Genomic DNA, 23,103 nt, shown 5'->3' on the forward strand with positions numbered 1-23,103 from the left:
CTACATGATTTCTCGACGCTGTAGGCCGGATGAGCAGACGTTACTCGGCTTCTTCCTGCTTTTCGGCTTTTGCCCCTTCATTCTTGGCGTTGCGGGTCATCCACAGCGCCAGCGCTTTCAGAGAGTCCGGCGTAAATTCGTCGCAGCGTGCGGTAATTTCTTCCGGCGTAAGCCAGCAAACTTCACTGACCTCTTCTTCCTGTAACGCGAACGGTCCGTGGGACACACAGCTAAACAGCCCACCCCAGACGCGACAATTCTGGTCTTCAAAATAAAACTGACCGTGCTCGGCAAACGGCACGCCCGCAATCCCCAACTCCTCTTCCGCTTCACGGCGCGCTGAGTCCAGTAGCTGCTCGTCAGCCTGAACAACACCGCCAGCGGTGGCATCCAGCATGCCGGGCAAAAAGTCTTTTGTCTCAGTCCTACGCTGAACCAGAATTTTGCCCATACCATCGTGCACCACGATATACGTCGCACGATGGCGTAAGCGCTGCGCCCGCATTTGTTCCCGGCTGGACTGTGCGATGACTTCGTTGTCTTCGTTCACAATATCCACCCATTCCGTACTTGCCAAATGACGCTGTTCCACCATCAGGAAACCTTCTTTTTTCTGGCGCTCTTACGGCGCGTTTATGTTTGTGGGGTAAATTACGGATTAATCTCGATCTGCGCAATAACACTTTGATCATTGAGTGCCATGACGCTGAGAACATTATCATCCAGAATCCCGTAGCTTGCCGCAAAGCCTCCTTTCGGGATGCTTACCGAGCCGGGGTTAAAGTGATAGACATCCCCTTGCAACTCGGCAACCGGCAGATGCGTATGGCCATAAACCAGTACATCTCCCGCGCTGAGCGCTGGCATATTTTGCGGGCCAAAAAGATGCCCGTGCGTCAAAAAGAGTCGCTGGTTTTCTGTCAGAATTTGCTGCCACGGCGCGGTTATCGGAAAATGCAGGAGCATCTGATCCACTTCACTGTCGCAATTGCCACGCACCGCAATAATCCGCGCTGCCAGTTCATTCAACCGCTCTGCAACCTGCGCGGGCGCATAGCCTTCCGGCAAGGCATTACGCGGTCCGTGATTTAAAACATCACCCAATATCACCAGCCATTGCGCTCCGCTTGCGGTAAACAGTTCGAGTACGCGTTCCGTGGCTGGCAACGAACCATGAATGTCCGATGCGAACATCAGTTTCATCACTCACTCCTCGTTGAAAAGTACCTTGTAATGATACTGGATTACGCTTCGATGGTCAGCAGGAACGCTTCGCTGAAAGCGCGATAAAACGCTGAACGGAAGCGCGCTGCCACTGGAAGGTGGCATATTCCGCAAGCGCTTCTGGCACCTCATCGCCGTTAAGGACCAGACGATTAAGCATTAGCGCTAAATCGCAATCAGCGATACACCATTCGCCAAATAAATTTTGTTTACCGTGGCTCAGTAAACTGCTCGCAGTGGCGAACAATTTTTCTGCACTGGCTTTTCCGGCTTCGCTCAACGGCGCTTTTTTCACGCCAGCAAAAACTACATCCGTTGAACGTTCTTCACGAATAGGCATCAGATCGCTGCGGATCCACGCCTGCACCTGGCGAGCCCGCGCGCGCTTTTGCACATCGTGTGGGTAGATGCGCTCCCACTGCGGCGGGGCAAAGCTCTCTTCCAGAAACTCAGTAATTGCTGATGATTCGCTTAGCTCGAAATCGTCAATCTCCAGGACCGGCACGCGGCGCGTCAACGCATAACCTTGCCATGAAGGTTGCAAGTGTTCACCGCTGTTGAGATCAACAGTTTTCAGCGTAAAAGGTAGTCCTTTCTCTTGCAGAGCGACATAAACAGACAGCACGTAAGGGGAGAAAAAATTGGCATCTGACCACAGCGTAATTGCAGGTTTGCTCATAACGTCCTCTGAAGTGTATTGGCTTGCCTTCAAAATATAGAGTCTTTCTCTCGCTGTCACTTGATGAAAACTCACGCACGCTAACAGCCTCTATACTTGTAATGACCCGGTTCATGACAAAACGGACGCTGAAAATGATCGATCTCTATTACACGCCATCGCCAAACGGTCACAAAATCACGCTGTTTCTTGAAGAGACGCAGCTGCAATACCGTCTGATTCATGTTGATATCAACAAAGGTAGCCAGTTTCGTCCTGATTTTCTGCAGATCTCGCCGAACAATAAAATCCCGGCCATTATCGACAATGCACCGCAGGACGGCGGAAGCCCGATCAGCCTGTTTGAGTCCGGAGAAATTTTACTCTATCTGGCGGAAAAGAGCGGCAAGCTGCTGAGCGGTGAGTTACGTGAGCGCCACGCCACGTTGCAATGGCTGTTCTGGCAGGTCAGCGGCCTGGGGCCCATGCTCGGTCAGAATCACCATTTCAGTCATTACGCCCCGCAGACGATCCCCTACGCCATTGAAAGATACCAGGTTGAAACTCAGCGCCTGTATAACGTGATGAATAAACGTCTGGAAACCTCCCCCTGGCTGGGGGGCGATCACTACAGCATTGCTGACATAGCCTGCTGGCCATGGATTCATGCCCACCAGCGTCAGCGTATCGACCTCGACAATTACCCGGCGGTTAATAACTGGCATGAGCGCATCCGTACGCGGCCTGCCACGGAACGCGCCATGCAGCAAGCGCAGAGTGAGAAGCGGTAACACGATTCGATTCTCGTGTATCATGAATAGGTTCATACATGGAGGAAACCTGCAATGTCACAACCTGACGCTATTATTCGTATAAAAAACCTTCGTCTGCGCACCTTTATCGGCATCAAAGAAGAGGAGATCCTTAACCGCCAGGATATCGTCATCAACATTGCCATTCATTATCCGGCAGACAAAGCCCGTATCAGCGAAGACATCAACGACGCGCTGAATTATCGCACTATCACCAAAAGCATCATTGCGCACGTGGAGAGTAACCGCTTCTCACTATTAGAAAAATTAACTCAAGATGTGCTCGATATCGCACGCGAACATCACTGGGTCACTTATGCTGAAGTAGAGATCGATAAACTTCACGCATTGCGTTACGCCGACTCAGTATCCATGACGCTGAGCTGGCAGCGCTAAACGTAACCCGGGAGGCGACATGCAGATTCTGATTACCGGCGGTACTGGCCTGATTGGACGTCATCTGATCCCCCGCCTGTTCGAACTGGGGCATCAGATAACCGTAGTGACACGTAACCCTGATAAGGCGCGTCAGATTCTCGGCTCTCGGGTCACGTTGTGGAAGGGGCTGACAGAGCAGCAAAATCTCAATGGCATTGATGCCGTGATTAATCTTGCCGGAGAGCCTATTGCAGATAAGCGCTGGAGCGCTGAGCAAAAGGAGCGCCTATGTCAGAGTCGCTGGGGCATCACGCAGAAACTGGTCGATTTAATCCACGCCAGCGAGACGCCGCCCGAGGTGTTAATATCCGGTTCCGCTACCGGTTACTACGGCGATCTGGGCGAAGTTGTTGTCACGGAAGAAGAGCCGCCGCATAACGAATTTACCCATAAACTGTGCGCCCGCTGGGAGCAAATTGCCAGCACAGCGCAAAGTGACAAAACCCGCGTGTGTATGTTGCGTACCGGCGTGGTATTGGCCTCTGCTGGCGGGATTCTGGGGAAAATGGTCCCACCATTTCGTCTTGGTTTAGGCGGCCCGATGGGTAACGGACGCCAGTATCTGGCCTGGATCCATATTGATGATATGGTCAACGGCATTATCTGGCTGCTGGATAACGATCTTCGTGGCCCCTTCAATATGGTTTCACCTTACCCGGTACACAATGAGCAGTTTGCCCACGCGCTGGGCCATGCCTTAAACCGCCCAGCCATTCTGCGCGTTCCCGCTGGCGTAATACGTCTACTGATGGGCGAGTCTTCCGTGCTGGTTCTCGGCGGACAGCGGGCGTTACCCAAACGTCTGGAAGCGTCCGGTTTCGCGTTTCGCTGGTACGATTTAGAAGAGGCGCTAGCGGATGTTATCCAATAGTTACTAAGCGCTATTCACATTCGCCGTTGCGATGGTAAGGTTATAGATCTGACTTCCGCAATGGCGACGTTATGGCAAAAATATCGACTCCCCGTCTTACCCTCTCTTTGTTTCAATTTTCTGACTGGTCATTTTTCCAGAGATTACGTGAAAGCCCTGAAGTCATGCGCTATATGGGCGACATCGCCCCAGCGAAGGATACGCGTCTGTTATTCGCCAGACGCCTTGCCGCACAGCAAACATTTGTTATTCGCGAGCATAACAACCCGACGCCGCTCGGCGATATTGGTCTGCAAATCAGTCATCTTTATCCGCATGAGGCCGACCTCGGTTACGCCATCATGCCACATGCACAGGGGAAAGGTATTGCCAGCGATGCCGTGAACGCGGTGTGCCAATATGCCTTTGAACATGCTGGCGTCACGGCGATAAATGCTTACGTGCTGGCAGAGAATAAGGGTTCGATACGTGTTCTGGAAAAGACAGGCTTTGTACGAACGCAGGTGCTGGAAAAAGCGTATGAGATTAATGGGATCGCGCACGACGACTGGGTTTATCGCCTGGAGTGCGATGCGTTAAAGCGGTAGGCCCGGAAAGCATGGCGCCTCCGGGCAACTGAATTACTTCAGCGATCCTTTGAGGAACTGCTGCAAGCGTGGGCTTTGCGGGTTGCCGAATACCTGCTCCGGGTCACCCTCTTCTTCGATTTTCCCCTGATGCAGAAAAATCACGTGCGTGGAGACATTTCGGGCAAACCCCATTTCATGGGTCACGACCACCATGGTTTTCCCCTCTTCGGCCAGTTGCTGCATAATGCGTAGCACCTCGCCGACCAGCTCTGGGTCAAGCGCCGAGGTGGGTTCATCAAACAGCAACACCTCCGGTTCCATCGCCAGCGCACGCGCAATAGAAACGCGCTGCTGCTGACCACCAGACAAATGCACCGGATATTTGCCCTGCGCTCGCTCATCAATACCCACTTTAGCCAGATACTTCACCGCGCGTGCGCGGGCTTCCTGCTTGCTCAGTCCCAGTACCTGAATCGGCGCTTCCATGACGTTTTCCAGCACCGTCATGTGGCTCCACAGATTAAAGTGCTGAAAGACCATGGTTAGTCTTGTGCGCAGCAAACGCAGCTGATTTTTGTCCGCAACCTTGAGCTGGCCATCTTTGTCTCGCACCAGACCAATGTTCTGCCCACTGACGACAATGGAACCAGCACTCGGTTTTTCAAGAAAGTTAATGCAGCGCAGAAAGGTACTCTTACCGGAACCTGACGAGCCGATAATACTGATGACATCACCCGCATTAGCCTGCAGCGAAACCCCTTTCAGCACTTCATGTTCGCCGTAGTGCTTATGTAAATCGATAACGTTTAATTTATTCTCAGACATCGTGTTACTCGAATTATTTAGAGGATACATGCTGCAACCAGCGTTTTTCCGCTTTACGGAACAGACTGATCAGGACATACGAAATAATCAAATACAGCACCGCGGCAATACCGAAAGCGGTAAACGGTTGATACGTTGCCGAGTTGATATCGCGGGCAATTTTCAACAAATCAGGCACCGTGGCGGTAAACGCCAGCGCCGTGGAATGCAGCATTAAAATCACTTCATTGCTGTATGCCGGCAGCGCAATACGCAGCGCGGAAGGCAAAATTATGCAGCGATACAGTTTGAATGACGAGAAACCGTAAGCGCGCGCGGCTTCAATCTCGCCGTGCGGCACAGAACGAATCGCCCCGGCGAAAATCTCCGTCGTATAGGCGCAGGTATTCAGCGTCAACGCCAGTACAGTGCAATTCAACCCGCTGCGGAAAAATGCGTTGAGGAAGTCCGTTCCTTTGACTATCTCCAGCGTATACATCCCGGAATAAAACACCAGCAGCTGTACATACAGCGGCGTGCCACGAAAAACATAGGTAAATAACCAGATCGGGAACTGGATAAATTTATTGCTGGAAACGCGACCAATCGCCAAAAACAGCGCCAGTATCCCGCCCATCACCACCGACGAAATCAGAAGCCACAGGGTGATAGCCACGCCAGTAAAGCGGTATCCGTCGGTCCACAGCAGGGACTTCCAGTATTCCTGAATAATCTCAATCACAGGTCAGCCCTCTTCACACCCACGGAGTAGCGGCGCTCAAGGTACAGCAGCACACCATTAGAAACTGTGGTAAACACCAGATAGATGACCCCGCACACGACGGCAAAATAGAACGGCTCCCAGGTACTTTTCCCGGCAAGCTGAGTCGCTTTCACCACATCTTCCAGACCGAGCAGCGATACCAACGCAGTGGCTTTGAGAATAACCTGCCAGTTATTACCAATTCCCGGTAAGGCATAGCGCATCATTGCCGGGAACATAATGCGGCGAAAAATTTGTGAACTGGTAAAGCCGAATGCCGTCGCGGCTTCAATATGGCCTTTGGGCACAGCCATAAACGCGCCGCGGAACGTTTCCGTAAAGTAGGCCCCGTAGATAAATCCGAGCGTGATTATCCCCGCTACCATCGGATCGATATCAATCTGGCTGACCCCCATTGCATCGGTAATGGTATTCAGCGCGATTTGTAATCCATAGAAGATGAGCAACATTAAGACCAGATCGGGCACGCCGCGGATAAGCGTGGTGTACGCTTCGAAAATAAGCCCCAACGCCCGGCTTTGCGACAGTTTTGCTGCCGCGCCGACAAGGCCTATCAGAACCGCCAGCACCACTGAACTGAGCGCCAGCTCAAGCGTAACAATTGCGCCCTGTAAAATAACACCTGAAAAGCCATACAACATGCTGCCTGTCCTGTCGTGTGTGGTGGAGTAATAAGCCTCTTTTGATTTCAGACTAACCGTTCAATGCCGGATGGCGGCTTTGCCTTATCCGGCCTACAAAATCAATGTAGGCCGGATAAGCGCAGCGCCATCAGGCATAAATTTAACGCGTCAAAAATCTACGGGCTTTATCAGCACCTGCGGTGATTAACCGCCGTAAACATCAAAATCGAAGTACTTTTTAGCCAGCTTCTCGTAAGTGCCGTCGGCGCGCATCTCAGCAAAGGCTTTATTCAGTGCTTCGCGCAGCTCGTTATCGTCTTTACGCAGTCCCATACCGGTACCCACGCCAAACAATTTCTCGTCTTTCACAGACGGGCCGCCGAATTTGTAATCTTTACCAACTGGCTGTTTCAGGAAGCCTTCGCTGGCAGCGACTTCATCCTGGAATGCGGCGTCAATACGCCCGGCTGTCAGGTCAGAATAGATGTTGTCTTGTCCCTGATAGGAGACAATTTCAATGCCTTTTGGCGCCCAGTGTTCGTTGCCGAACGTTTCCTGAGTGGTACCCTGCAGCACGCCGACACGTTTGCCTTTCAGCGATTCAATGGTCGGCTGAATAGCAGAATCCTTAGCGACAACCAGACGCGAGTCAGCTGCATAAAGCTTGTCGGTAAACGCGATTTCCTGCTGACGTTTTTCAGTAATGGAAAGCGAGGACATAATCGCATCGATTTTCTTCGCTTTTAGCGAAGGGATCAGCGCATCCAGCGGGTTTTCCACGAAGGTACATTGTGTATTAATACGTTTGCATAGCTCTTTAGCCAGATCGATATCAAAACCGACTAATTCACCCTGCGCATTTTTCGATTCGAACGGCGCATAAGTAGGATCGGTGCCGATACGAATTTTTTGCGGAATGGCTGCAAATGCTGCGGTAGCACTGGAGAAAGCCAGGACCAAAGAAAGAGACAACACCAGTTTTTTCATAACTATCCTCAACAGACTGTCTTTTATAGGGGATCTTTACAGGACCAGGTGCAGTTATCGTGCCATTAATCAGGCCGACAAGGCAAAGCATTCTACCTTGTCGGCGGTATTTATTTGCATGAAAAGCGCTTAAGTATGCACTCATGCTTATTAAGTCAGCGATAAAGGCACCAAAACAGTGCACTGAATTTATGATGCACCATAATGGTTACCCGCCATGGTGCAGCCAACTCCCCACGTCGATGAATTAATCGCCGTAGACATTAAAGTTAAAATACTTACTCGCCATTTTGTCGTAGGTGCCGTCTTTGCGCAGTTCACCCAGCGCTTTATCGAAAGCCGCCTTCAGCTCCGCATCATCTTTGCGCAAGCCAATCCCGGTTCCGTCGCCAAAGTATTTTTTATCTTTAACTGAAGGACCGGCAAAAGCGTAGTCTTTACCTGCCGGTTGTTTCAGGAAACCTTCGCTGGCCGCGACTTCATCCTGCAATGCCGCATCCAGACGTCCCGCCGTCAGGTCAGAATAGATCAGGTCCTGGTTCGCGTAGGCCACCACATCCACGCCTTTGCTGCGCCAGTTATCATTGGCATAGGCTTCCTGAGTAGAGCCTTGTAGTACGCCTACGTGTTTACCTTTGAGGGAGTCCAGAGTCGGTTGAATCGGCGAACCTTTCGCGGCGATCAAACGAGAATCTGCGGCGTAAAGCTTGTCTGAGAAGGCAATCTCTTGCTGACGCTTCTCGGTGATGGAAAGCGAGGAGATGATGGCATCAATTTTTTTCGCTTTGAGCGACGGGATCAGTGCATCAAAGTCGCTGGCAACCCAGGTACATTTGATCTGCATGCGCTTACACATCTCATTTCCCAGATCGATATCAAAACCGACGAAATCGCCTTTGGCATCTTTAGAGGAAAAAGGTGCATACGTGGTATCTGTACCAATACGAACTGTCTGCGGAAGTGCTGCGTAGCTGGCCGCGGTTGCGGAAAGTCCTACCAGCAAAGACAAAGCAAGAACCGTCTTCTTCATACATAACCCTCAAGTGGCGTAATTTTATTATGTTTTACGTTGTGTTGTGTGTTTGCAGACTTTTTCATGCAGGTCTTATGCCATTTTCGCGTCGTTGAGGATATTCGACGTTAAATATGTTAATAAAACGTTGCAATATTGTCCTGATTTTGAAGATAGCAGGTCTGACGGTTGAAACGCAGCGTTTCGTTGAGTTTTGACGAATTAAATGTTGAGGATATGATCGCGGTTACAAAATTGCCCTGAAACAGGGCAACGGATGTTTCTTTGCACCCTGATGGAACGGCTTACGCCCCTTGCCAGCGGGTGAAGAGGTCATGAGGAAGGGAGATATCAAACTGGTCAAGGACACGATTAACCGTTTGATTAATCACGTCATCGAGGGTTTGCGGGCGATGATAAAACGCCGGCACCGGTGGCATAATCACCGCCCCAATTTCTGCCGCCTGCGTCATTAGCCGCAGATGCCCCAGATGCAATGGCGTTTCGCGCACGCACAGCACCAGCGGACGACGCTCTTTCAGGACCACGTCAGCCGCACGGGTGAGCAGCCCATCGGTATAGCTATGAACGATGCCAGAAAGCGTTTTAATTGAACAGGGCAGGATAACCATCCCGGCGGTCTGAAAAGAGCCAGAGGAAATACTGGCGGCGATATCGCGCGTATCGTGAGTCACATTCGCCAGCGCCTGCACGTCGCGCACAGAGAGATCCGTTTCCAGCGCCAGCGTCTGCCGGGCAGCGGCGCTCATCACCAGATGGGTTTCCACATCAGTAACGTCACGCAAAACCTGCAGCAGGCGCACGCCGTAAATAGCCCCACTTGCGCCAGAAATACCAATGATGAGTCGTTTCATGTTTAATCGCCCTTGCTTGCTTCAGGGCCGACTTTGCAGGAATTTATGGGGAGTTGCAAGCAAGGGTGCGGATTGCGCCCTTGCTTGCGAGCAAACATTAACCTTCGTTGTGCATCTCAAGGTTTTCCGCTTCATTCTGACGCAATATCGCTTTGGCATCGTCATTACGCAGGGAATCGAGGAAATCGAGATACTGCTGGTCAACGTCTTTGGTGACATAGACGCCGTTAAACACTGAACATTCAAACTGCTGAATATCTGGGTTCTCAGCGCGAACGGCCTCAATCAGATCGTTCAGGTCCTGGAAGATAAGCCCGTCTGCGCCGATTATCTGACGAATCTCGTCCACTTCGCGACCGTGGGCAATCAGCTCCGTCGCCGTCGGCATATCGATACCATACACGTTCGGGAAGCGAATTTCCGGTGCGGCAGAGGCCAGATACACCTTCTTCGCCCCGGCTTCACGCGCCATCTCGATAATCTGTTCTGAGGTGGTGCCACGTACGATAGAGTCATCCACCAGCAGCACGTTCTTATCACGGAACTCCGCACGGTTGGCGTTCAGTTTACGGCGCACGGATTTACGACGCAGCTGCTGGCCCGGCATGATAAAGGTACGCCCCACATAGCGGTTTTTCACAAACCCCTGACGGTACGGCTTGCCGAGAATACGGGCGATTTCCAGCGCGATATCACAAGAGGTTTCCGGAATCGGGATCACCACGTCGATATCCAGATCTTCCCACTCGCGGGCAATTTTTTCGCCGAGCTTAGTTCCCATATTCACACGGGCGCTGTAGACGGAAATCTTGTCGATAAAGGAGTCAGGACGCGCAAAGTAAACGTATTCGAACAGGCACGGATTGCTGACCGGGTTATCGGCGCACTGGCGGGTAAACAGCTGGCCTTTTTCGGTGATGTACACCGCTTCGCCAGGTGCTACATCGCGCAGGAATTCAAAGCCCAGCGTATCCAGCGCCACGCTCTCGGAAGCCACCATATACTCGGTGCGACCGTCGCCAATATCGCGTTTGCCCAGTACCAGTGGGCGAATACCGTTAGGATCGCGGAAGGCAACCATACCGTGGCCAATAATCATCGCCACGCAGGCATAGGCGCCACGGATCTGGCGGTTGGTTGCCGCAATGGCCGCAAAAATATTGTCTGCTTCCAGCGGGTAATGGCGGAAGTTATCCAGTTCGCTGGCGAAAATATTCAGCAGGATTTCAGAATCTGAAGTGGTATTGATGTGGCGGCGCTTTTCTTCAAACAGCTTTTTACGCAGCTCATGCGCATTGGTCAGGTTGCCGTTATGGGCAAGCGTGATGCCATACGGTGAGTTAACGTAAAAAGGTTGAGCTTCGGAGGCGCTGGAGCTGCCAGCCGTTGGGTAACGCACATGACCGATGCCCATATTGCCCTGCAAACGCTGCATATGGCGCGCTTCAAAAATATCGCTCACCATTCCGTTTGCTTTACGCAAGCGGAAGCAGTTGTTGGCATCAATAGTGATGATGCCCGCAGCATCCTGACCACGATGCTGGAGCACCGTTAACGCGTCATAAATCGACTGGTTTACCGGCATAACACCGGCGATACCGACAATACCGCACATACGTCTTTTCCTCGTTCAGCAACGACCCAAAGTTTATACTTTGGGCAAGAAACTTGACGAGCTTTGCAGATAGTCAAAGAACCATCTGATGATGAAACTGAACTGCGGGATCAGCTGCGACTTACTCCAGTCTTCACTTTTCGACAGACCGGTAAACGTATCGAGAAAGAACAGTATGGCGGCGACGATCAGCGCTCCTCGCAGAGCACCAAAGCAAACCCCCAACACCCTGTCGGTACCCGACAAACCTGTTTTCTCTACCAGTTGGCCTATCACAAAGTTAACGATAGCGCCGACGATAAGTGTCGCGATGAACAGTATCGCGATAGCAATCCCATTTCGAACCAGTTCGTCTTCAAAGCCCGTAAACCAGACAGACAGGTAAGTGTAGTAATGGCTGGCGACAAAGAAAGCACAACCCCAAGTCACCAACGATAATGCTTCACGAACAAAGCCACGGATCAGGCTAACCAGACAGGAAAAACCAATCACCGCGATAATGGCGTAATCAATCCAGACCATAAGTGTCCCACGATTTTACGCCCTGTCGTCCTGTTCGGGGCGCATTCTAACAGAAAAAGAAAACGTTTGCGTAGGGATTTCCTTTCCACGCGTAAATAAAAATGGCGCTGAAAAAATCTTCAACGCCATACGGTTTTATGCCTCTTCGGACACTGCCGGATAGCGATGAAAACACCGTATCCGGCCGACATGAGACGGCCCCTTAATTAGGGGTATACCCCATCACAACCCCACTCAGACCAGAGATCTTCTGCAGCTCGCCCAGCGAGTTCTTCAGCTTATCTCTGGAGGCGTCAGGCCCTACGAGAATGCGGGTTATTTTACCCTGTACCGGCGTTGACGGGGAAGTATATACCCGGAAGCCCGCGCCACGAAGTTTACCCACGATCTCATTGACCTTATCCGCATTTTTCAGCGCGCCGAGCTGCACAACATACGCTTTGCCGGTCGGGGCTGGCGCGTCTTCCGCGACTGGTTTCGGTGCTGGAGCAGGCGCAGGGGTTGGTGCCGGTGTGGCGGCAACGGGTTGCGGCTTCGGTTTAGGTTTCGGCGGTTCAACAGGTGCAGGGACAGGATCTAACTCCGCGCTGTTTGCCGTTGCCATGCGCGATGGGTCCAGCGATGGCGCGGCGGCATCGCCCGCGCGCACCTCTTCTGCCGCCCCTTCAGGCGGTTGCGTCGGCAGCGCCTGCGTTGCCGCAGGCATCATGTCCGGTTCGTCGCGATCGCCCGGTTTGGGCACCAGAGGGATCGCAGCAAACTCATCCTGATAATGTTTTTTTTGCCCGTCAAGCAGTCCGGGGAGCACAATCACCCCAAGCGCGACCAGCACAATTGTGCCAACTAATCGATTCTGAAACTTACTCGCCACCGCTTCTCCCCACGTCTATCACTTCCATGACATGTGCGACAGTGTGAAACGATCCACACACCAACACGGTATCTTCTGGCTTCGCCTCGGCCAGTGCCGCAGACCATGCCTGCGCCACGCTGTCATAGGCTTCACCTTTGCCCAGATGTTCTAACAGCTGTTCTGCCGTTGCGCCACGCGGCCCTTCCAGTGGCGCGCAGTACCAGACATCGACCACGCTTTTTAACCAGGCCAACGTACCGGCAATATCTTTATCATGTAGCATACCGATAACTGCAAGTACACGCCCGCTTTTCACTAACTTTTTCAGACGTCCGGTCAGATATTCCGCCGCATGCGGGTTATGGGCAACATCAAAAATCACCCGCGGCGACTCGCTCACAATCTGGAAGCGCCCCGGTAAAATCGCCTGTTTGATTCCGTCACGAATTGCCTGCTCGCTGACGTCAAGACCACTGGAACGCAGCGCAGCCAGTGCGGTCGCAGCGTTCGGTTGTGGAACCTGTGGCAATGGCAGATGCGCCAACGTGCCGTGAGCGTCCGTAAAGGACCAGTCGTTCTCCGTTACCGTATAGCGCCAGTCCACACCACAGCGTTGCAAAATCGCCCCGCACTCTTGCGCCACATCCGCAATAGTGTATGGCATTTCCGGTTCGCCAACGATGGCCGGTTTCTCTGCGCGGAAAATCCCCGCTTTCTCACGACCAATGCTCTCGCGATCCGGGCCCAGCCAGTCAGTATGATCAAGCGCAATACTGGTGACGACCGCAACATCGGCATCGACGATATTCGTCGCGTCAAGGCGACCGCCTAACCCCACTTCCAGAATGACTACGTCCAACTGAGCCTGTTTAAACAACCAAAGCGCCGATAGCGTACCGTATTCAAAGTAGGTCAGGGAAATATCGCCACGTGCGTCTTCAATCTCAGCAAACGAAGCGGTATGCGCGGATTCCGGCAGTTCACGCCCCTGCACGCGCACGCGTTCCGTGTAACGCACCAGATGCGGCGAACTGTATACTCCGACTTTATAACCTGCTGCGGTCAGCACCGATTCCAGCGTACGGCAGGTCGTGCCTTTTCCGTTGGTTCCCGCCACCGTAAAGACAAATGGCGCGGGTTTCAACACACCCAATTTACGCGCCACCTGACTGACGCGTTCAAGGCCCAGATCGATGGTTTTACTGTGCAGGTTTTCCAGATAAGAAAGCCACGACGCCAGGGGCGACGCGGCTTGAGGAATACGTTTATTGTCCATGATGCCTGTAGATTCTTTACGTTGAGAAAAGCAAAAGGGCAGCGCCTGTGGCCCTGCCCTTTTCAGTTATCAGGCCTCTGATTCCTGATCGGGTACCGGAGGTACCACCTCGCCTTCACGCGGCTCATCCGGATTCGGCGCCGGAAGATTCATCAGCTTCGCCAGAATGCTTGCCAGTTTCAGACGCATTTCCGGACGGCGGACGATCATATCGATAGCGCCTTTTTCAATCAGGAACTCGCTGCGCTGGAATCCCGGCGGCAGTTTCTCACGTACGGTTTGCTCGATAACACGCGGACCCGCAAAGCCGATCAACGCTTTCGGTTCGGCAATGTTGAGATCGCCCAGCATCGCGAAGCTTGCGGAAACACCGCCCATCGTTGGGTCGGTCAGTACAGAAATGTACGGTAAACCGCGTTCCTGCATTTTCGCCAGCGCAGCAGAGGTTTTCGCCATCTGCATCAGAGACATCAGCGCTTCCTGCATACGCGCCCCGCCAGAAGCGGAGAAGCAGATTAGCGGACAGTTGTCTTCCAGCGCCTGCTCAACGGCACGGACGAAACGCGCACCGACGACAGAACCCATGGAGCCGCCCATAAACGCGAACTCGAATGCAGCCGCAACGACCGGCATACCGTGAAGCGTGCCTTTCATCACCACCAGCGCATCTTTCTCGCCGGTTTCTTTCTGTGCTGAGGCCAGTCTGTCTTTGTACTTTTTGGAGTCACGAAACTTCAGCACGTCTTTCGGCTCAAGTTCGCTACCCAGTTCCACAAGAGTACCTTCATCTAACAGGCTATGCAGGCGATTGCGCGCCGACATGCGCATATGATGGTCACACTTCGGACAGACCTCAAGATTACGTTCCAGCTCAGCACGGTATAAAACCTGACCGCAGCTATCACACTTGGTCCACACCCCTTCAGGAATGCTTGCCTTGCGGGTGGGAGTAATGTTGCTTTTAATTCGTTCAATCCAGCTCATTGGTGACCTTTCTGCCTGAACCCTAGTCAGCTTTGTTATAAGGGGCGCATAATGCCATTTTTGCCCCTAACAGACCATGAATGTTGCACATTAAAACATAACAGCCCGAAACTTTGGATAAAAAAGTGGTCGAACCGCTGAGTTACTTTCTATTTTGCAGCCCGTGACGCAGCCCGTTTATGACGAATTACTTCAATCACACCCGGCAATACGGAAAGGACGATAATCGCCACAATCAATAATTTCAGGTTTTCCTGAACGATGGGCAGATCGCCAAACAGATAGCCTGCATAGGTGAACAGCAATACCCACAGCAGTGCGCCTACAACGTTATACATCGCAAAGTGGCGGTAGGACATGTGTCCCATACCGGCAACAAATGGCGCAAATGTCCGCACGATAGGCACGAAACGCGCCAGGATAATCGTTTTTCCGCCATGACGCTCGTAGAACGCATGGGTTTTATCCAGGTAGCTGCGACGAAAAATTTTGGAGTTCGGGTTACTAAAGAGTTTTTCACCGAACAACCGGCCAATCGTATAGTTCACCGCATCGCCGACAATCGCAGCCACAATCATCAACGCCACCATCAGATGAACATTGAGATCGTTAGTTGGCAGCGCAGAAAGCGCGCCAGCAACAAACAGCAGTGAGTCCCCCGGCAGGAACGGCGTCACTACCAGCCCGGTTTCACAGAACAGGATCAGAAACAGAATCGCGTATACCCAGATACCGTATTCCGCGACCAGCTCTGCCAGGTGCACATCAATGTGCAGAATAAAATCGATAAGAAAGTAAATCAGGTCCATAGTTTTGCCTTTATACGACTCAAATTAGTCCGCCAGAAATAGCGGGCCCATTGGCGGTTTTGGCAGGTCGAACCGGTCAGGGTAATCTACCGCAACCAAATACAGTCCTTCCGCTTTCGCCGTTGCCGCTGCCAGCGTTCTGTCCTTCGCTGCTAACAGTTCTGCTATCCAGCTCTCCGGCTGGTTGTTGGCGCCTACTTCCATCAGGCTGCCGACAATATTCCTGACCATATGATGTACAAAGGCATTCGCTTTAATATCCACCACCACATATGCACCAAAACGTTCAACGTTAATGTGCATCACGTTACGCCACGGTGTGCGCGACTGGCACTGCACCGCACGAAACGAGGTAAAATCATTTTCGCCGATCAGACACTGGGCTGCACGATGCATACGTTCAGCATCCAGCGGCTCATAGTAATGGGTTACCCCTTTGCCCAAAACCGCAGGGCGCAACCGATGATTGTAGATGATGTAGCGATAACGGCGAGCCGTGGCGCTAAATCGGGCATGAAAATCATCAGGTACAGCTTTCACCCAGCGCACGGCGATGTCACCAGGTAAATTCGCATTTACGCCCAACGTCCAGGCGGCGTCTTTACGCACAGCGTGCGTTTCAAAATGCACGACCTGCCCTGTGCCATGAACGCCCGCATCCGTGCGCCCCGCACAAAAGACATTGATACGCTCATTCGCGACCTGAGAAAGCGCTTTTTCCAGCTTTTCCTGAACGCTACGCACTTCGTTCTGGCGCTGCCAGCCATAATATTTGCTGCCGTCATACTCAATGCCCAGCGCAATTTTATGGGTTAGCGGCTGTTGCAGGTCCGACATTAGTACAGATACTCCTGCACCAGTTTCTCCGCAATTTTCACCGCCATCAACGCGCCGCCAAAACGCACGTTGTCTGCCACGGACCAGAACTGAACCTGCTCCGGCATACCGTAATCGTTATGTACACAGCCGATGGAAAGATGTGGCGTACCTGACGCATCGCCAACCTGAGTCGGGAAATCGGTCTCTTCCGACAACGCCACGTCTTCAGCGCGAGAAAACGCATCGCGCGCTTCTTCCGCAGCTAATGGACGCAGAGCTTCAAAATTCACCATCTGCGCGTGACCGTAGAATACCGGTGACTGTACGATGCTAGCGGAGATAAGCAGACCGTCATCCTGCATAATTTTGCGCACTTCATCAACGATACGACGTTCTTCACGCACGCTACCTTCGCGATCTGGCAGCAGCGGCAGCATATTGAATGCCAGCTGGCGACCAAAGAAATCGTCTTCGTCAATCGGGATACCATTGAGCAGTTTCGCACTTTGCCCTGCCAACGCATCCACCGCTTTTTTACCGTGCGCAGAGGCCGACAGAATATTGGTCACCGTAATACGTGAAAGACCACCATCATCAATCAGCGGTTTCAGCGCAGACAACAGTTGACTGGTCAGGCTATTAGGGACCGCAATCACATTGCGGTTGCGGTAATCTGCCAACACGAACGGGTTAACGTCCGGAACCACCAGCGGAACGTCAGGCTCAAGTGCGAACAAACCACTGCTGTCGATAACCAGACAACCGGCATTGGTTGCTTCTTCCACCCATGCAGCGGTGGCCTCAGCGCCCGCAACAAAAAATGCCAGTTGTGCCTGCGTCCAGTCAAAGTCTGCAACATCCTGAACAATGACCGATTTACCGTTAAAACGCAGGTGCTCACCGGCACTTTCGTTACGCGCCAGCGCAAAAATTTCACCGACCGGGAACTGGCGTTCAGCCAGCGTATCGAGCAGGGCTTCGCCTACGGCGCCCGTTGCGCCCAGAATGGCAATGTTCCAGCCTTCAGACATGGTGATTTACTCCAGAAATACATAAGCGTCCCTGTCGCATTATTCGACAGGGAGCATTAAGAAGACATTAATGTGCCGGGTGATGAACAGCGTTAAAACCCAGCTTACACAGCAAGGTGGCTGTCGTCTCGTCGTCACACATCACGTATAAAGACGACCATTCACGGCGCTCAAGATAATTTTTACGCAGTTTATCAAATTCACCCGGAATTCCAGCGACTTTACGCAGCGGCGCATCATCGCGGCGCACATCATACACTAAATGCGCCAACCTTTTCAGCGTTGGCTGATCTAACGGGCCGTGCAACGTGATACGACCGAATTCCGGCGCAGGTAACAGGGTGTTCAGCGCCACGTGCTGCTCGCGACCAATAAACTTGCTATAGGCCTCAAAGACCTGCGTGGTCCCACGTGCTTTTCCTTCCAGGGTATATCCGGCAATGTGCGCGGTGCCGATATCGGCTTTCTCCAGCAACGCCACATTGAGATCCGGCTCGCCTTCCCAGACATCCAGCACCACGCTCAGCGCCTGCCCGGTGTTAAGCCGGTTCAGTAATGCCGTATTGTCGATAACCGGCCCACGGCAGGCGTTGATCAGAATAGTGCCGGGCTTCAGTCGACTCATCAGCGCGTCATCCGCCAGGTGCAGTGTCTTATACGGGCCGTCTTTAAATAGTGGCGTATGGAAAGTCAGCACATCGGCCTGCTGTACCAGTTCGTCCAGCGAGCGGAAATCGCCCTCGTCACCGCGATCGGCTCTTGGCGGATCGCACAGCAAAGTACGCATCCCCAGCGCTTCCAGTCGCGCCTGCAAACGTCCACCTACGTTGCCAACACCGACGATACCCACGGTACGATCGCGTAACGCAAAACCGTCGCGCTCCGCCAGCATTAACAACGCTGAAAAAACATATTCTACGACCGCAATCGCATTACATCCGGGCGCTGCGGAAAAACCGATTCCCGACTGCGCAAGCCAGGCCTCATCCACATGGTCCGTGCCTGCGGTTGCCGTACCAACAAATTTAACCGGTTTTCCGCTGAGCAGTGATTCATTGACTTTCGTCACCGAGCGCACCATTAAAGCATCCGCATCATCCAGTTCAGCAACGGGAATCGGACGACCAGGAACCGCTTTGACCTCCCCCAAACGACTGAACAGTTCGCGGGCATAGGGCATATTTTCATCAACGAGGATTTTCACGTCTTTCGCACCTGTTTGAGAACGAGAGTTAACCGGGCAAGTGTGCCATAATCTCGCCGCCAGGCATACTGCGAGACCTGGTCAGCACAGATTTAAGGAACAGAGACGATGCAGCCCATTTCAGGTACGCCCGCTCGCCCTCCCGGCGAAGGCCAAAATGTCCCCTCCGTTGCAGGTGAGCAACCGTTATCCACGTTACAACGTACCGTGCTGGAACGGCTGATTACCCGTTTGATTTCGCTCACCCAACAGCAAAGCGCTGAGGTGTGGGCTGGAATGAAACACGATCTGGGCGTTAAAAGTGACACACCGTTGCAGTCACGTCACTTTCCTGCCGCAGAGCAAAACCTGAACCAGCGGCTGGAAGTCGCACAGCAGAACCATGCTAATCGTCAGGTGCTGTCGCAGCTTACTGAACTGTTAAGTCAGGGAAATAACCGTCAGGCGGTGAGTGATTTTATTCGCCAGCAGTATGGGCAGACGGCGCTTAGCCAACTCACGCCAGAACAATTGAAGAACGTGCTGACCCTGTTGCAACAAGGTCAGCTTTCAATACCGCAGCCGCAGCAGCGTCCGGCTACCGATCGCCCGTTATTACCCGCAGAGCACAATACGCTGAACCAGTTAGTTACCAAGCTGGCGGCGGCTACGGGAGAATCCGGTAAGATGATCTGGCAATCTATGCTGGAGCTGTCTGGGGTAAAAAGCGGAGAGCTAATCCCCGCCAAACAATTTACGCATCTGGTCACCTGGCTGCAGGCGCGCCAGACGCTCAGTCTGCAAAATGCCCCGACGCTACAAACGCTGCAGGCGGCGCTGAAGCTGCCGTTAGAGCCCAATGAGCTGACGGCAATCAAAGAGTACGCGCAGCAGACATATCAGATCCAACCACAATCGATTCTGACCACAGTTCAGGTGCTGGACTTGCTGAATCAAATCTTCCTGCGCCGCGTGGAACGTGACCGGGAGCAGGAATTAAACGATCCGCGCCATCCCCAACCCATTTACAGCCCGTTCGCGCCGATGATTGAAACGGTTAAATCACTGTCGGCACGACCGGGACTGATATTTATTGCCTTGATGATTGCGTTAGCCATTTTCTGGCTGGTCGCTTAGCCTTTTCGCAGAGTCAGCAACGTCACAACAATCCCCACCACGGCGGATATCGCCCCGGCAAGGAATACCGAGGGATAACCGTACGCGGTGGCCAGCACCCCGGCGACAGGGCCGCTTACGCCGTAGGAGATATCCTGAAATGCGGCGTAACCGCCTAACGCCGTACCACGAACCTGTGCTGGCACTCGCTTCACAACTTCAACGCCCAATGCCGGGAAGATAAGCGAACACCCGGCCCCGGTTAATGCCGCCCCGAGCAGAGCAACCCAGGCAGAGGGAGCCTGCCACAGCAGGATCAGGCCCGCAGTTTCAACCAGCAATGAAACAACGGCGACCTTCACGCCGCCGAACCGGTCCGGCATCCAGCCAAACAGAATGCGCATCAGCACAAATGCCCCGCCAAACGCGGTCAGGGTGAATCCCGCCATCGTCCAGCCATTGCTGACAAAATAGAGCGAAATAAACGTACCGATGACGGCAAAACCCACGCCCTGCAATGCCAGACCCAGGCCCGGTTTCCAGATAAGCCCGACCACGCTCCACAGTGAAGGTCGTTCCCCGGCATGCGCAGGCACTTTACGAACGGTGCCGTTGAATGCCCAGGCCAGCAGCGGTAATACCATCGTGGTTCCCGCCAGCGCCGCGAAGCCAAAGTGGCTATGGATCAGCAAGCCCAACGGCGCACCGGCAGCCAGCGCACCGTAAATCGCCATCCCGTTCCACGACATTACTTTACCGGATCGCGTTGGGCCAACCAGCCCCAGTCCCCAGGTCAGGGTTCCGGTGAGCAGTTGGCTTTCGCCAAAGCCGAGGATCAAACGCCCGACGATTAACAACGCAAATTTCACCGGGACAGAGACAGGCAATAGCGCGGCTAAAAGCCACGCCGCCCCCGCCAGCGCACAGGCAAACATCCCCTGTAGCGCCGAACGTTTAGCGCCATATTGATCGGCTAAGCGCCCGGCGTAGCCGCGGGTTAAGACCGTTGCCAAAAACTGTACGCCTACGGCGATACCAACCATGGTGTTGCCATAGCCCAGCTCGTGGTGCACAAACAGAGGAATGACGGGCAAAGGCAGACCGACCGTCATGTAGGTCAGGAAAACCGCAAAAGCGATACGAAACAGCGAAAAGTTCGCCGACGGTGTTTTTTCTTGTTGGGTTACTGCTGTCATGCGTTACTCCAAAATGCAGAGTAAGGCGAGGAATGCCCACGCCCCCTCTACCTGACTTTCAGGATTAAGGTGCGTTGGATAACGTTAAACGCTTACGCATTATCAAGAGGATAATGTTGAAGCTGGAGTCTGCCTGTGAGGGGCCCTGGCTGTCAACTGTGAAAGCATAGCTACACGCATCAAAACGATGACTTGTCTACGAACAAAAAGGGAAATACAGCGTCAATTCCCTTCGTTCTGAACAACCCGGTTACCTGTTCACGCTGCTGCGGCGTCAGGAGCCGGAACATCATATCCCAAATCTCTTTGGGCTCGGCTTCCTGCACGATGTTACGATCAGGCACTTCTGTTTGCTCATTTTTATTCAGATACGAGCGGACGTACAGCGGAAACACAGAAATATGGAATTCCTCAGCCTTAGACTTCGCACGCTTGCGCTTAACGCCCTCCTTCCCTTCACTGTAGGTATTTAATCGCAAGCGAACGGCTGGTGCGCTTCTCGGAAACCCAGGCAATTCAAGACACTCCTTCACCGTAAACCACTCTTTTACCATCAGTTATTTTCCTTTCCGCTGATGAAATAAAAATATTTTTTCTTTTGCGCGAAATTTCAGATTAATTCTGGCAATATTCCAACGACAAAAAGAAAGTTACATTCTTTTTGCCTTTCTAATTTATACCCTGAAAATATCGGCGCCGATAACACATCTTCTTAGGATTACAGAATGGAACACAAAAGCCAAGACTGGCATCGTGCAGATATTAAAAGTGCACTGGAAAAAAGAGGCATTACGCTCAGAGAATTGTCACGTTCGGCGGGTTTATCTCCTGATTCGCTGCGTAATGTATTTACCCGAAGCTGGCCGCGCGCAGAACAGATCATCGCCCAGGCGCTGGAAACTACGCCGGACGTCATTTGGCCGTCACGCTATCTCTCTAAATCAACAAAAAAACGGTTATAAAGAATAAACATAAATTATAAATTTATCACCAATAATTTACCAAACGGATTAATTAATATTTCAAGTAAATGTATTTTCGATATTAATAGCACTATCGGTCATTCTCGTCAGATTAAATCCTGTTAAAGCAATACACGAACTTATTAAATATTCTCTTAACAGGAGTCGTGATGAGCTGGGATAAAACAGCAGCAACAAATTATGCAAAATCTCATGCAGGCAGCCATTCTCAAAAGCGTTGTGCAGAATTTACCCGTAAAGCTATTCAGGCAGGAGGTATCACTCTTGGGCATACTTATCATGCTAAAGATTATGGCTCCATGCTAAAAAGTGCCGGTTTCAGCGCCATTGGCCAATTTGAACAGCCCCGAGCAGGAGATGTCGTCGTCATTCAACCTTATGAGGGAGGAAACCCAAGCGGTCATATGGCGATATTTGACGGTCAGGAGTGGTACTCCGATTTTAGACAACGTGATATGTGGGCGGGACCAGGTTATCGGGCGGCAAAACCGCCATACACTATTTACAGGAAGCAGTAATGAAAGCGTTCTCGTTGATTGCTCTGGTTTTGTTACTTTGTTGCTGCTCTTCATCACGCAGTGACAGCAATCAGGATGTAAAACAATTCTATCTCGCGTGGATGTCCGCCTACACACAAGATCGAGATACGTCCGCGCTCATGCAACGTTATGTGGCGAAAGACGTTATCGATCGTCTGGCGCTGATTGACAGCCTTTACGAGCAGGAAATAATAAATTCTGACTACTTTATGTACGTTCAGGATTACGACCCTGAATGGATCCCGCGGCTACGGGTTGGAGCAGCTCAGCCCTTTCTCGGTGGCGAAAAGGTGGAAGTGCAATTAGGTGGACCGGCAGGCGAAGCGCCCATGCAACTGGAAGTGTATACGCGTTGGGAAGAGGGTCGCTGGAAAATTTATCGCGTGCGGAATCTGGATAATCAATTTGAACAGCCAATCTACAGCACTGGTGATATCACACGAGCCAAAGCCTGGTCGGCGGAAATCGCGCCGGAGTACGAAAAAATGAATAAAATAAATATCCTCCGGCATAGCCGGAG

Annotated in this window: 28 protein-coding genes; 8 read left to right on the forward strand and 20 right to left on the reverse strand. The window is 52.4% G+C overall.

Annotation, left to right across the window (positions count from 1 at the left end; translation table 11 throughout):
• Positions 1-40: 40 nt before the first annotated feature.
• From yfcD to yfcF, 3 genes are read right to left on the reverse strand one after another with little or no spacing between them, the layout of a single operon-like run.
• A complete protein-coding gene (gene yfcD, locus FDX04_RS22900; protein WP_042307083.1) occupies positions 41-595 on the reverse strand; it encodes an NUDIX hydrolase YfcD in 555 nt (184 codons plus the stop codon).
• Positions 596-651: 56 nt separating this feature from the next.
• Positions 652-1,203, reverse strand: a complete 552-nt coding sequence (yfcE, locus tag FDX04_RS22905) for a phosphodiesterase (RefSeq protein WP_042307082.1) — start codon at positions 1,201-1,203, stop codon at positions 652-654.
• Positions 1,204-1,258: 55 nt separating this feature from the next.
• On the reverse strand, positions 1,259-1,903 hold the full coding sequence (yfcF, locus tag FDX04_RS22910) for a glutathione transferase (RefSeq protein ID WP_042307079.1): 645 nt from the start codon (positions 1,901-1,903) through the stop codon (positions 1,259-1,261).
• Positions 1,904-2,037: 134 nt separating this feature from the next.
• On the opposite strand from yfcF, the gene yfcG reads away from it, so the two are divergent.
• The 4 genes from yfcG to FDX04_RS22930 all read left to right on the forward strand — a co-directional run bounded on the left by yfcG (position 2,038) and on the right by FDX04_RS22930 (position 4,590).
• Entirely contained in the window at positions 2,038-2,673 is a 636-nt protein-coding gene (gene yfcG / locus FDX04_RS22915) for a GSH-dependent disulfide bond oxidoreductase (RefSeq protein ID WP_137360998.1), read from the forward strand.
• A gap of 54 nt (positions 2,674-2,727) precedes the next feature.
• The gene (gene folX, locus FDX04_RS22920) at positions 2,728-3,090 is read left to right on the forward strand and encodes a dihydroneopterin triphosphate 2'-epimerase (RefSeq protein WP_038642324.1); all 363 of its coding nucleotides are present in this window, start codon (positions 2,728-2,730) and stop codon (positions 3,088-3,090) included.
• A gap of 19 nt (positions 3,091-3,109) precedes the next feature.
• Entirely contained in the window at positions 3,110-4,003 is an 894-nt protein-coding gene (locus tag FDX04_RS22925; protein ID WP_137360958.1) for a TIGR01777 family oxidoreductase, read from the forward strand.
• Between the two features lie 71 nt (positions 4,004-4,074).
• Positions 4,075-4,590 carry a GNAT family N-acetyltransferase gene (locus FDX04_RS22930; protein ID WP_137360959.1) on the forward strand — a complete coding sequence of 172 codons (516 nt, stop codon included), beginning with the start codon at positions 4,075-4,077 and terminating at the stop codon, positions 4,588-4,590.
• Between the two features lie 33 nt (positions 4,591-4,623).
• Here the strand turns inward: FDX04_RS22930 and hisP are convergent, their stop codons facing one another.
• From hisP to pdxB, 15 genes are all read right to left on the reverse strand, one after another.
• A complete protein-coding gene (gene hisP, locus FDX04_RS22935) occupies positions 4,624-5,397 on the reverse strand; it encodes a histidine ABC transporter ATP-binding protein HisP (RefSeq protein WP_038642330.1) in 774 nt (257 codons plus the stop codon).
• A gap of 13 nt (positions 5,398-5,410) precedes the next feature.
• Entirely contained in the window at positions 5,411-6,118 is a 708-nt protein-coding gene (gene hisM, locus FDX04_RS22940) for a histidine ABC transporter permease HisM (protein WP_038642332.1), read from the reverse strand.
• Positions 6,115-6,801: a histidine ABC transporter permease HisQ gene (locus tag FDX04_RS22945; protein ID WP_038642334.1), complete on the reverse strand. Its 687-nt coding sequence runs from the start codon at positions 6,799-6,801 to the stop codon at positions 6,115-6,117. Before FDX04_RS22945 ends, hisM begins: the two co-directional genes overlap by 4 nt.
• Positions 6,802-6,987: 186 nt before the next feature.
• On the reverse strand, positions 6,988-7,770 hold the full coding sequence (gene hisJ / locus FDX04_RS22950; RefSeq protein ID WP_003028120.1) for a histidine ABC transporter substrate-binding protein HisJ: 783 nt from the start codon (positions 7,768-7,770) through the stop codon (positions 6,988-6,990).
• Between the two features lie 247 nt (positions 7,771-8,017).
• Positions 8,018-8,800: a lysine/arginine/ornithine ABC transporter substrate-binding protein ArgT gene (gene argT / locus FDX04_RS22955; protein ID WP_006683634.1), complete on the reverse strand. Its 783-nt coding sequence runs from the start codon at positions 8,798-8,800 to the stop codon at positions 8,018-8,020.
• A gap of 287 nt (positions 8,801-9,087) precedes the next feature.
• Positions 9,088-9,657: a UbiX family flavin prenyltransferase gene (locus FDX04_RS22960; protein WP_042307071.1), complete on the reverse strand. Its 570-nt coding sequence runs from the start codon at positions 9,655-9,657 to the stop codon at positions 9,088-9,090.
• A gap of 97 nt (positions 9,658-9,754) precedes the next feature.
• Entirely contained in the window at positions 9,755-11,272 is a 1,518-nt protein-coding gene (gene purF, locus FDX04_RS22965; protein WP_005129677.1) for an amidophosphoribosyltransferase, read from the reverse strand.
• 33 nt (positions 11,273-11,305) lie between these two features.
• Positions 11,306-11,794, reverse strand: a complete 489-nt coding sequence (cvpA, locus tag FDX04_RS22970; protein ID WP_006683632.1) for a colicin V production protein — start codon at positions 11,792-11,794, stop codon at positions 11,306-11,308.
• A gap of 202 nt (positions 11,795-11,996) precedes the next feature.
• Entirely contained in the window at positions 11,997-12,665 is a 669-nt protein-coding gene (gene dedD / locus FDX04_RS22975) for a cell division protein DedD (protein ID WP_137360960.1), read from the reverse strand.
• Positions 12,655-13,923 carry a bifunctional tetrahydrofolate synthase/dihydrofolate synthase gene (gene folC, locus FDX04_RS22980; protein ID WP_137360961.1) on the reverse strand — a complete coding sequence of 423 codons (1,269 nt, stop codon included), beginning with the start codon at positions 13,921-13,923 and terminating at the stop codon, positions 12,655-12,657. The genes dedD and folC overlap by 11 nt, the downstream gene beginning before the upstream one ends.
• Before the next feature lie 69 nt (positions 13,924-13,992).
• The gene (gene accD, locus FDX04_RS22985; protein WP_006683629.1) at positions 13,993-14,907 is read right to left on the reverse strand and encodes an acetyl-CoA carboxylase, carboxyltransferase subunit beta; all 915 of its coding nucleotides are present in this window, start codon (positions 14,905-14,907) and stop codon (positions 13,993-13,995) included.
• A 149-nt stretch (positions 14,908-15,056) separates the two neighbouring features.
• Positions 15,057-15,716: a DedA family protein gene (locus tag FDX04_RS22990; RefSeq protein WP_003028140.1), complete on the reverse strand. Its 660-nt coding sequence runs from the start codon at positions 15,714-15,716 to the stop codon at positions 15,057-15,059.
• 24 nt (positions 15,717-15,740) lie between these two features.
• On the reverse strand, positions 15,741-16,553 hold the full coding sequence (truA, locus tag FDX04_RS22995; protein ID WP_042307062.1) for a tRNA pseudouridine(38-40) synthase TruA: 813 nt from the start codon (positions 16,551-16,553) through the stop codon (positions 15,741-15,743).
• Positions 16,553-17,566, reverse strand: a complete 1,014-nt coding sequence (locus tag FDX04_RS23000) for an aspartate-semialdehyde dehydrogenase (protein WP_042307061.1) — start codon at positions 17,564-17,566, stop codon at positions 16,553-16,555. Before FDX04_RS23000 ends, truA begins: the two co-directional genes overlap by 1 nt.
• Before the next feature lie 67 nt (positions 17,567-17,633).
• Positions 17,634-18,770: a 4-phosphoerythronate dehydrogenase PdxB gene (pdxB, locus tag FDX04_RS23005; protein ID WP_137371504.1), complete on the reverse strand. Its 1,137-nt coding sequence runs from the start codon at positions 18,768-18,770 to the stop codon at positions 17,634-17,636.
• A gap of 108 nt (positions 18,771-18,878) precedes the next feature.
• On the opposite strand from pdxB, the gene flk reads away from it, so the two are divergent.
• Positions 18,879-19,886, forward strand: a complete 1,008-nt coding sequence (gene flk / locus FDX04_RS23010) for a flagella biosynthesis regulator Flk (protein WP_137371505.1) — start codon at positions 18,879-18,881, stop codon at positions 19,884-19,886.
• Here flk and FDX04_RS23015 read toward each other — a convergent pair.
• Complete coding sequence (locus FDX04_RS23015) at positions 19,883-21,061, reverse strand: MFS transporter (protein ID WP_061382126.1); 1,179 nt, start codon at positions 21,059-21,061, stop codon at positions 19,883-19,885. The two genes, flk and FDX04_RS23015, sit on opposite strands and share 4 nt — an antisense overlap.
• 179 nt (positions 21,062-21,240) lie before the next feature.
• Entirely contained in the window at positions 21,241-21,615 is a 375-nt protein-coding gene (locus FDX04_RS23020) for a DNA-binding protein (RefSeq protein ID WP_137371506.1), read from the reverse strand.
• A gap of 171 nt (positions 21,616-21,786) precedes the next feature.
• Here FDX04_RS23020 and FDX04_RS23025 point away from each other — a divergent pair, with 171 nt between their 5' ends.
• From FDX04_RS23025 to FDX04_RS23035, 3 genes are all read left to right on the forward strand, one after another.
• Positions 21,787-22,023: a helix-turn-helix domain-containing protein gene (locus FDX04_RS23025; RefSeq protein ID WP_137360968.1), complete on the forward strand. Its 237-nt coding sequence runs from the start codon at positions 21,787-21,789 to the stop codon at positions 22,021-22,023.
• Positions 22,024-22,193: 170 nt separating this feature from the next.
• Complete coding sequence (locus FDX04_RS23030) at positions 22,194-22,562, forward strand: NlpC/P60 family protein (RefSeq protein WP_137371507.1); 369 nt, start codon at positions 22,194-22,196, stop codon at positions 22,560-22,562.
• Positions 22,562-23,103, forward strand: a 542-nt coding sequence (locus tag FDX04_RS23035; RefSeq protein WP_137371508.1) for a YbjP/YqhG family protein, incomplete at its 3' end; no start/stop codon positions are given. The genes FDX04_RS23030 and FDX04_RS23035, both read left to right, overlap by 1 nt.

Source organism: Citrobacter sp. wls615, from assembly GCF_005281355.1.
Lineage (GTDB): Bacteria > Pseudomonadota > Gammaproteobacteria > Enterobacterales > Enterobacteriaceae > Citrobacter > Citrobacter werkmanii.

Coding starts and splice junctions, on each gene's coding strand:
- yfcD (WP_042307083.1), bottom strand. CDS start 595: ATGGTGGAACAGCGTCATTTGGCAAGTACGGAATGGGTGGATATTGTG.
- yfcE (WP_042307082.1), bottom strand. CDS start 1,203: ATGAAACTGATGTTCGCATCGGACATTCATGGTTCGTTGCCAGCCACG.
- yfcF (WP_042307079.1), bottom strand. CDS start 1,903: ATGAGCAAACCTGCAATTACGCTGTGGTCAGATGCCAATTTTTTCTCC.
- yfcG (WP_137360998.1), top strand. CDS start 2,038: ATGATCGATCTCTATTACACGCCATCGCCAAACGGTCACAAAATCACG.
- folX (WP_038642324.1), top strand. CDS start 2,728: ATGTCACAACCTGACGCTATTATTCGTATAAAAAACCTTCGTCTGCGC.
- FDX04_RS22925 (WP_137360958.1), top strand. CDS start 3,110: ATGCAGATTCTGATTACCGGCGGTACTGGCCTGATTGGACGTCATCTG.
- FDX04_RS22930 (WP_137360959.1), top strand. CDS start 4,075: ATGGCAAAAATATCGACTCCCCGTCTTACCCTCTCTTTGTTTCAATTT.
- hisP (WP_038642330.1), bottom strand. CDS start 5,397: ATGTCTGAGAATAAATTAAACGTTATCGATTTACATAAGCACTACGGC.
- FDX04_RS22945 (WP_038642334.1), bottom strand. CDS start 6,801: ATGTTGTATGGCTTTTCAGGTGTTATTTTACAGGGCGCAATTGTTACG.
- hisJ (WP_003028120.1), bottom strand. CDS start 7,770: ATGAAAAAACTGGTGTTGTCTCTTTCTTTGGTCCTGGCTTTCTCCAGT.
- argT (WP_006683634.1), bottom strand. CDS start 8,800: ATGAAGAAGACGGTTCTTGCTTTGTCTTTGCTGGTAGGACTTTCCGCA.
- FDX04_RS22960 (WP_042307071.1), bottom strand. CDS start 9,657: ATGAAACGACTCATCATTGGTATTTCTGGCGCAAGTGGGGCTATTTAC.
- purF (WP_005129677.1), bottom strand. CDS start 11,272: ATGTGCGGTATTGTCGGTATCGCCGGTGTTATGCCGGTAAACCAGTCG.
- cvpA (WP_006683632.1), bottom strand. CDS start 11,794: ATGGTCTGGATTGATTACGCCATTATCGCGGTGATTGGTTTTTCCTGT.
- folC (WP_137360961.1), bottom strand. CDS start 13,923: ATGGACAATAAACGTATTCCTCAAGCCGCGTCGCCCCTGGCGTCGTGG.
- accD (WP_006683629.1), bottom strand. CDS start 14,907: ATGAGCTGGATTGAACGAATTAAAAGCAACATTACTCCCACCCGCAAG.
- FDX04_RS22990 (WP_003028140.1), bottom strand. CDS start 15,716: ATGGACCTGATTTACTTTCTTATCGATTTTATTCTGCACATTGATGTG.
- truA (WP_042307062.1), bottom strand. CDS start 16,553: ATGTCGGACCTGCAACAGCCGCTAACCCATAAAATTGCGCTGGGCATT.
- FDX04_RS23000 (WP_042307061.1), bottom strand. CDS start 17,566: ATGTCTGAAGGCTGGAACATTGCCATTCTGGGCGCAACGGGCGCCGTA.
- flk (WP_137371505.1), top strand. CDS start 18,879: ATGCAGCCCATTTCAGGTACGCCCGCTCGCCCTCCCGGCGAAGGCCAA.
- FDX04_RS23015 (WP_061382126.1), bottom strand. CDS start 21,061: ATGACAGCAGTAACCCAACAAGAAAAAACACCGTCGGCGAACTTTTCG.
- FDX04_RS23020 (WP_137371506.1), bottom strand. CDS start 21,615: ATGGTAAAAGAGTGGTTTACGGTGAAGGAGTGTCTTGAATTGCCTGGG.
- FDX04_RS23025 (WP_137360968.1), top strand. CDS start 21,787: ATGGAACACAAAAGCCAAGACTGGCATCGTGCAGATATTAAAAGTGCA.
- FDX04_RS23030 (WP_137371507.1), top strand. CDS start 22,194: ATGAGCTGGGATAAAACAGCAGCAACAAATTATGCAAAATCTCATGCA.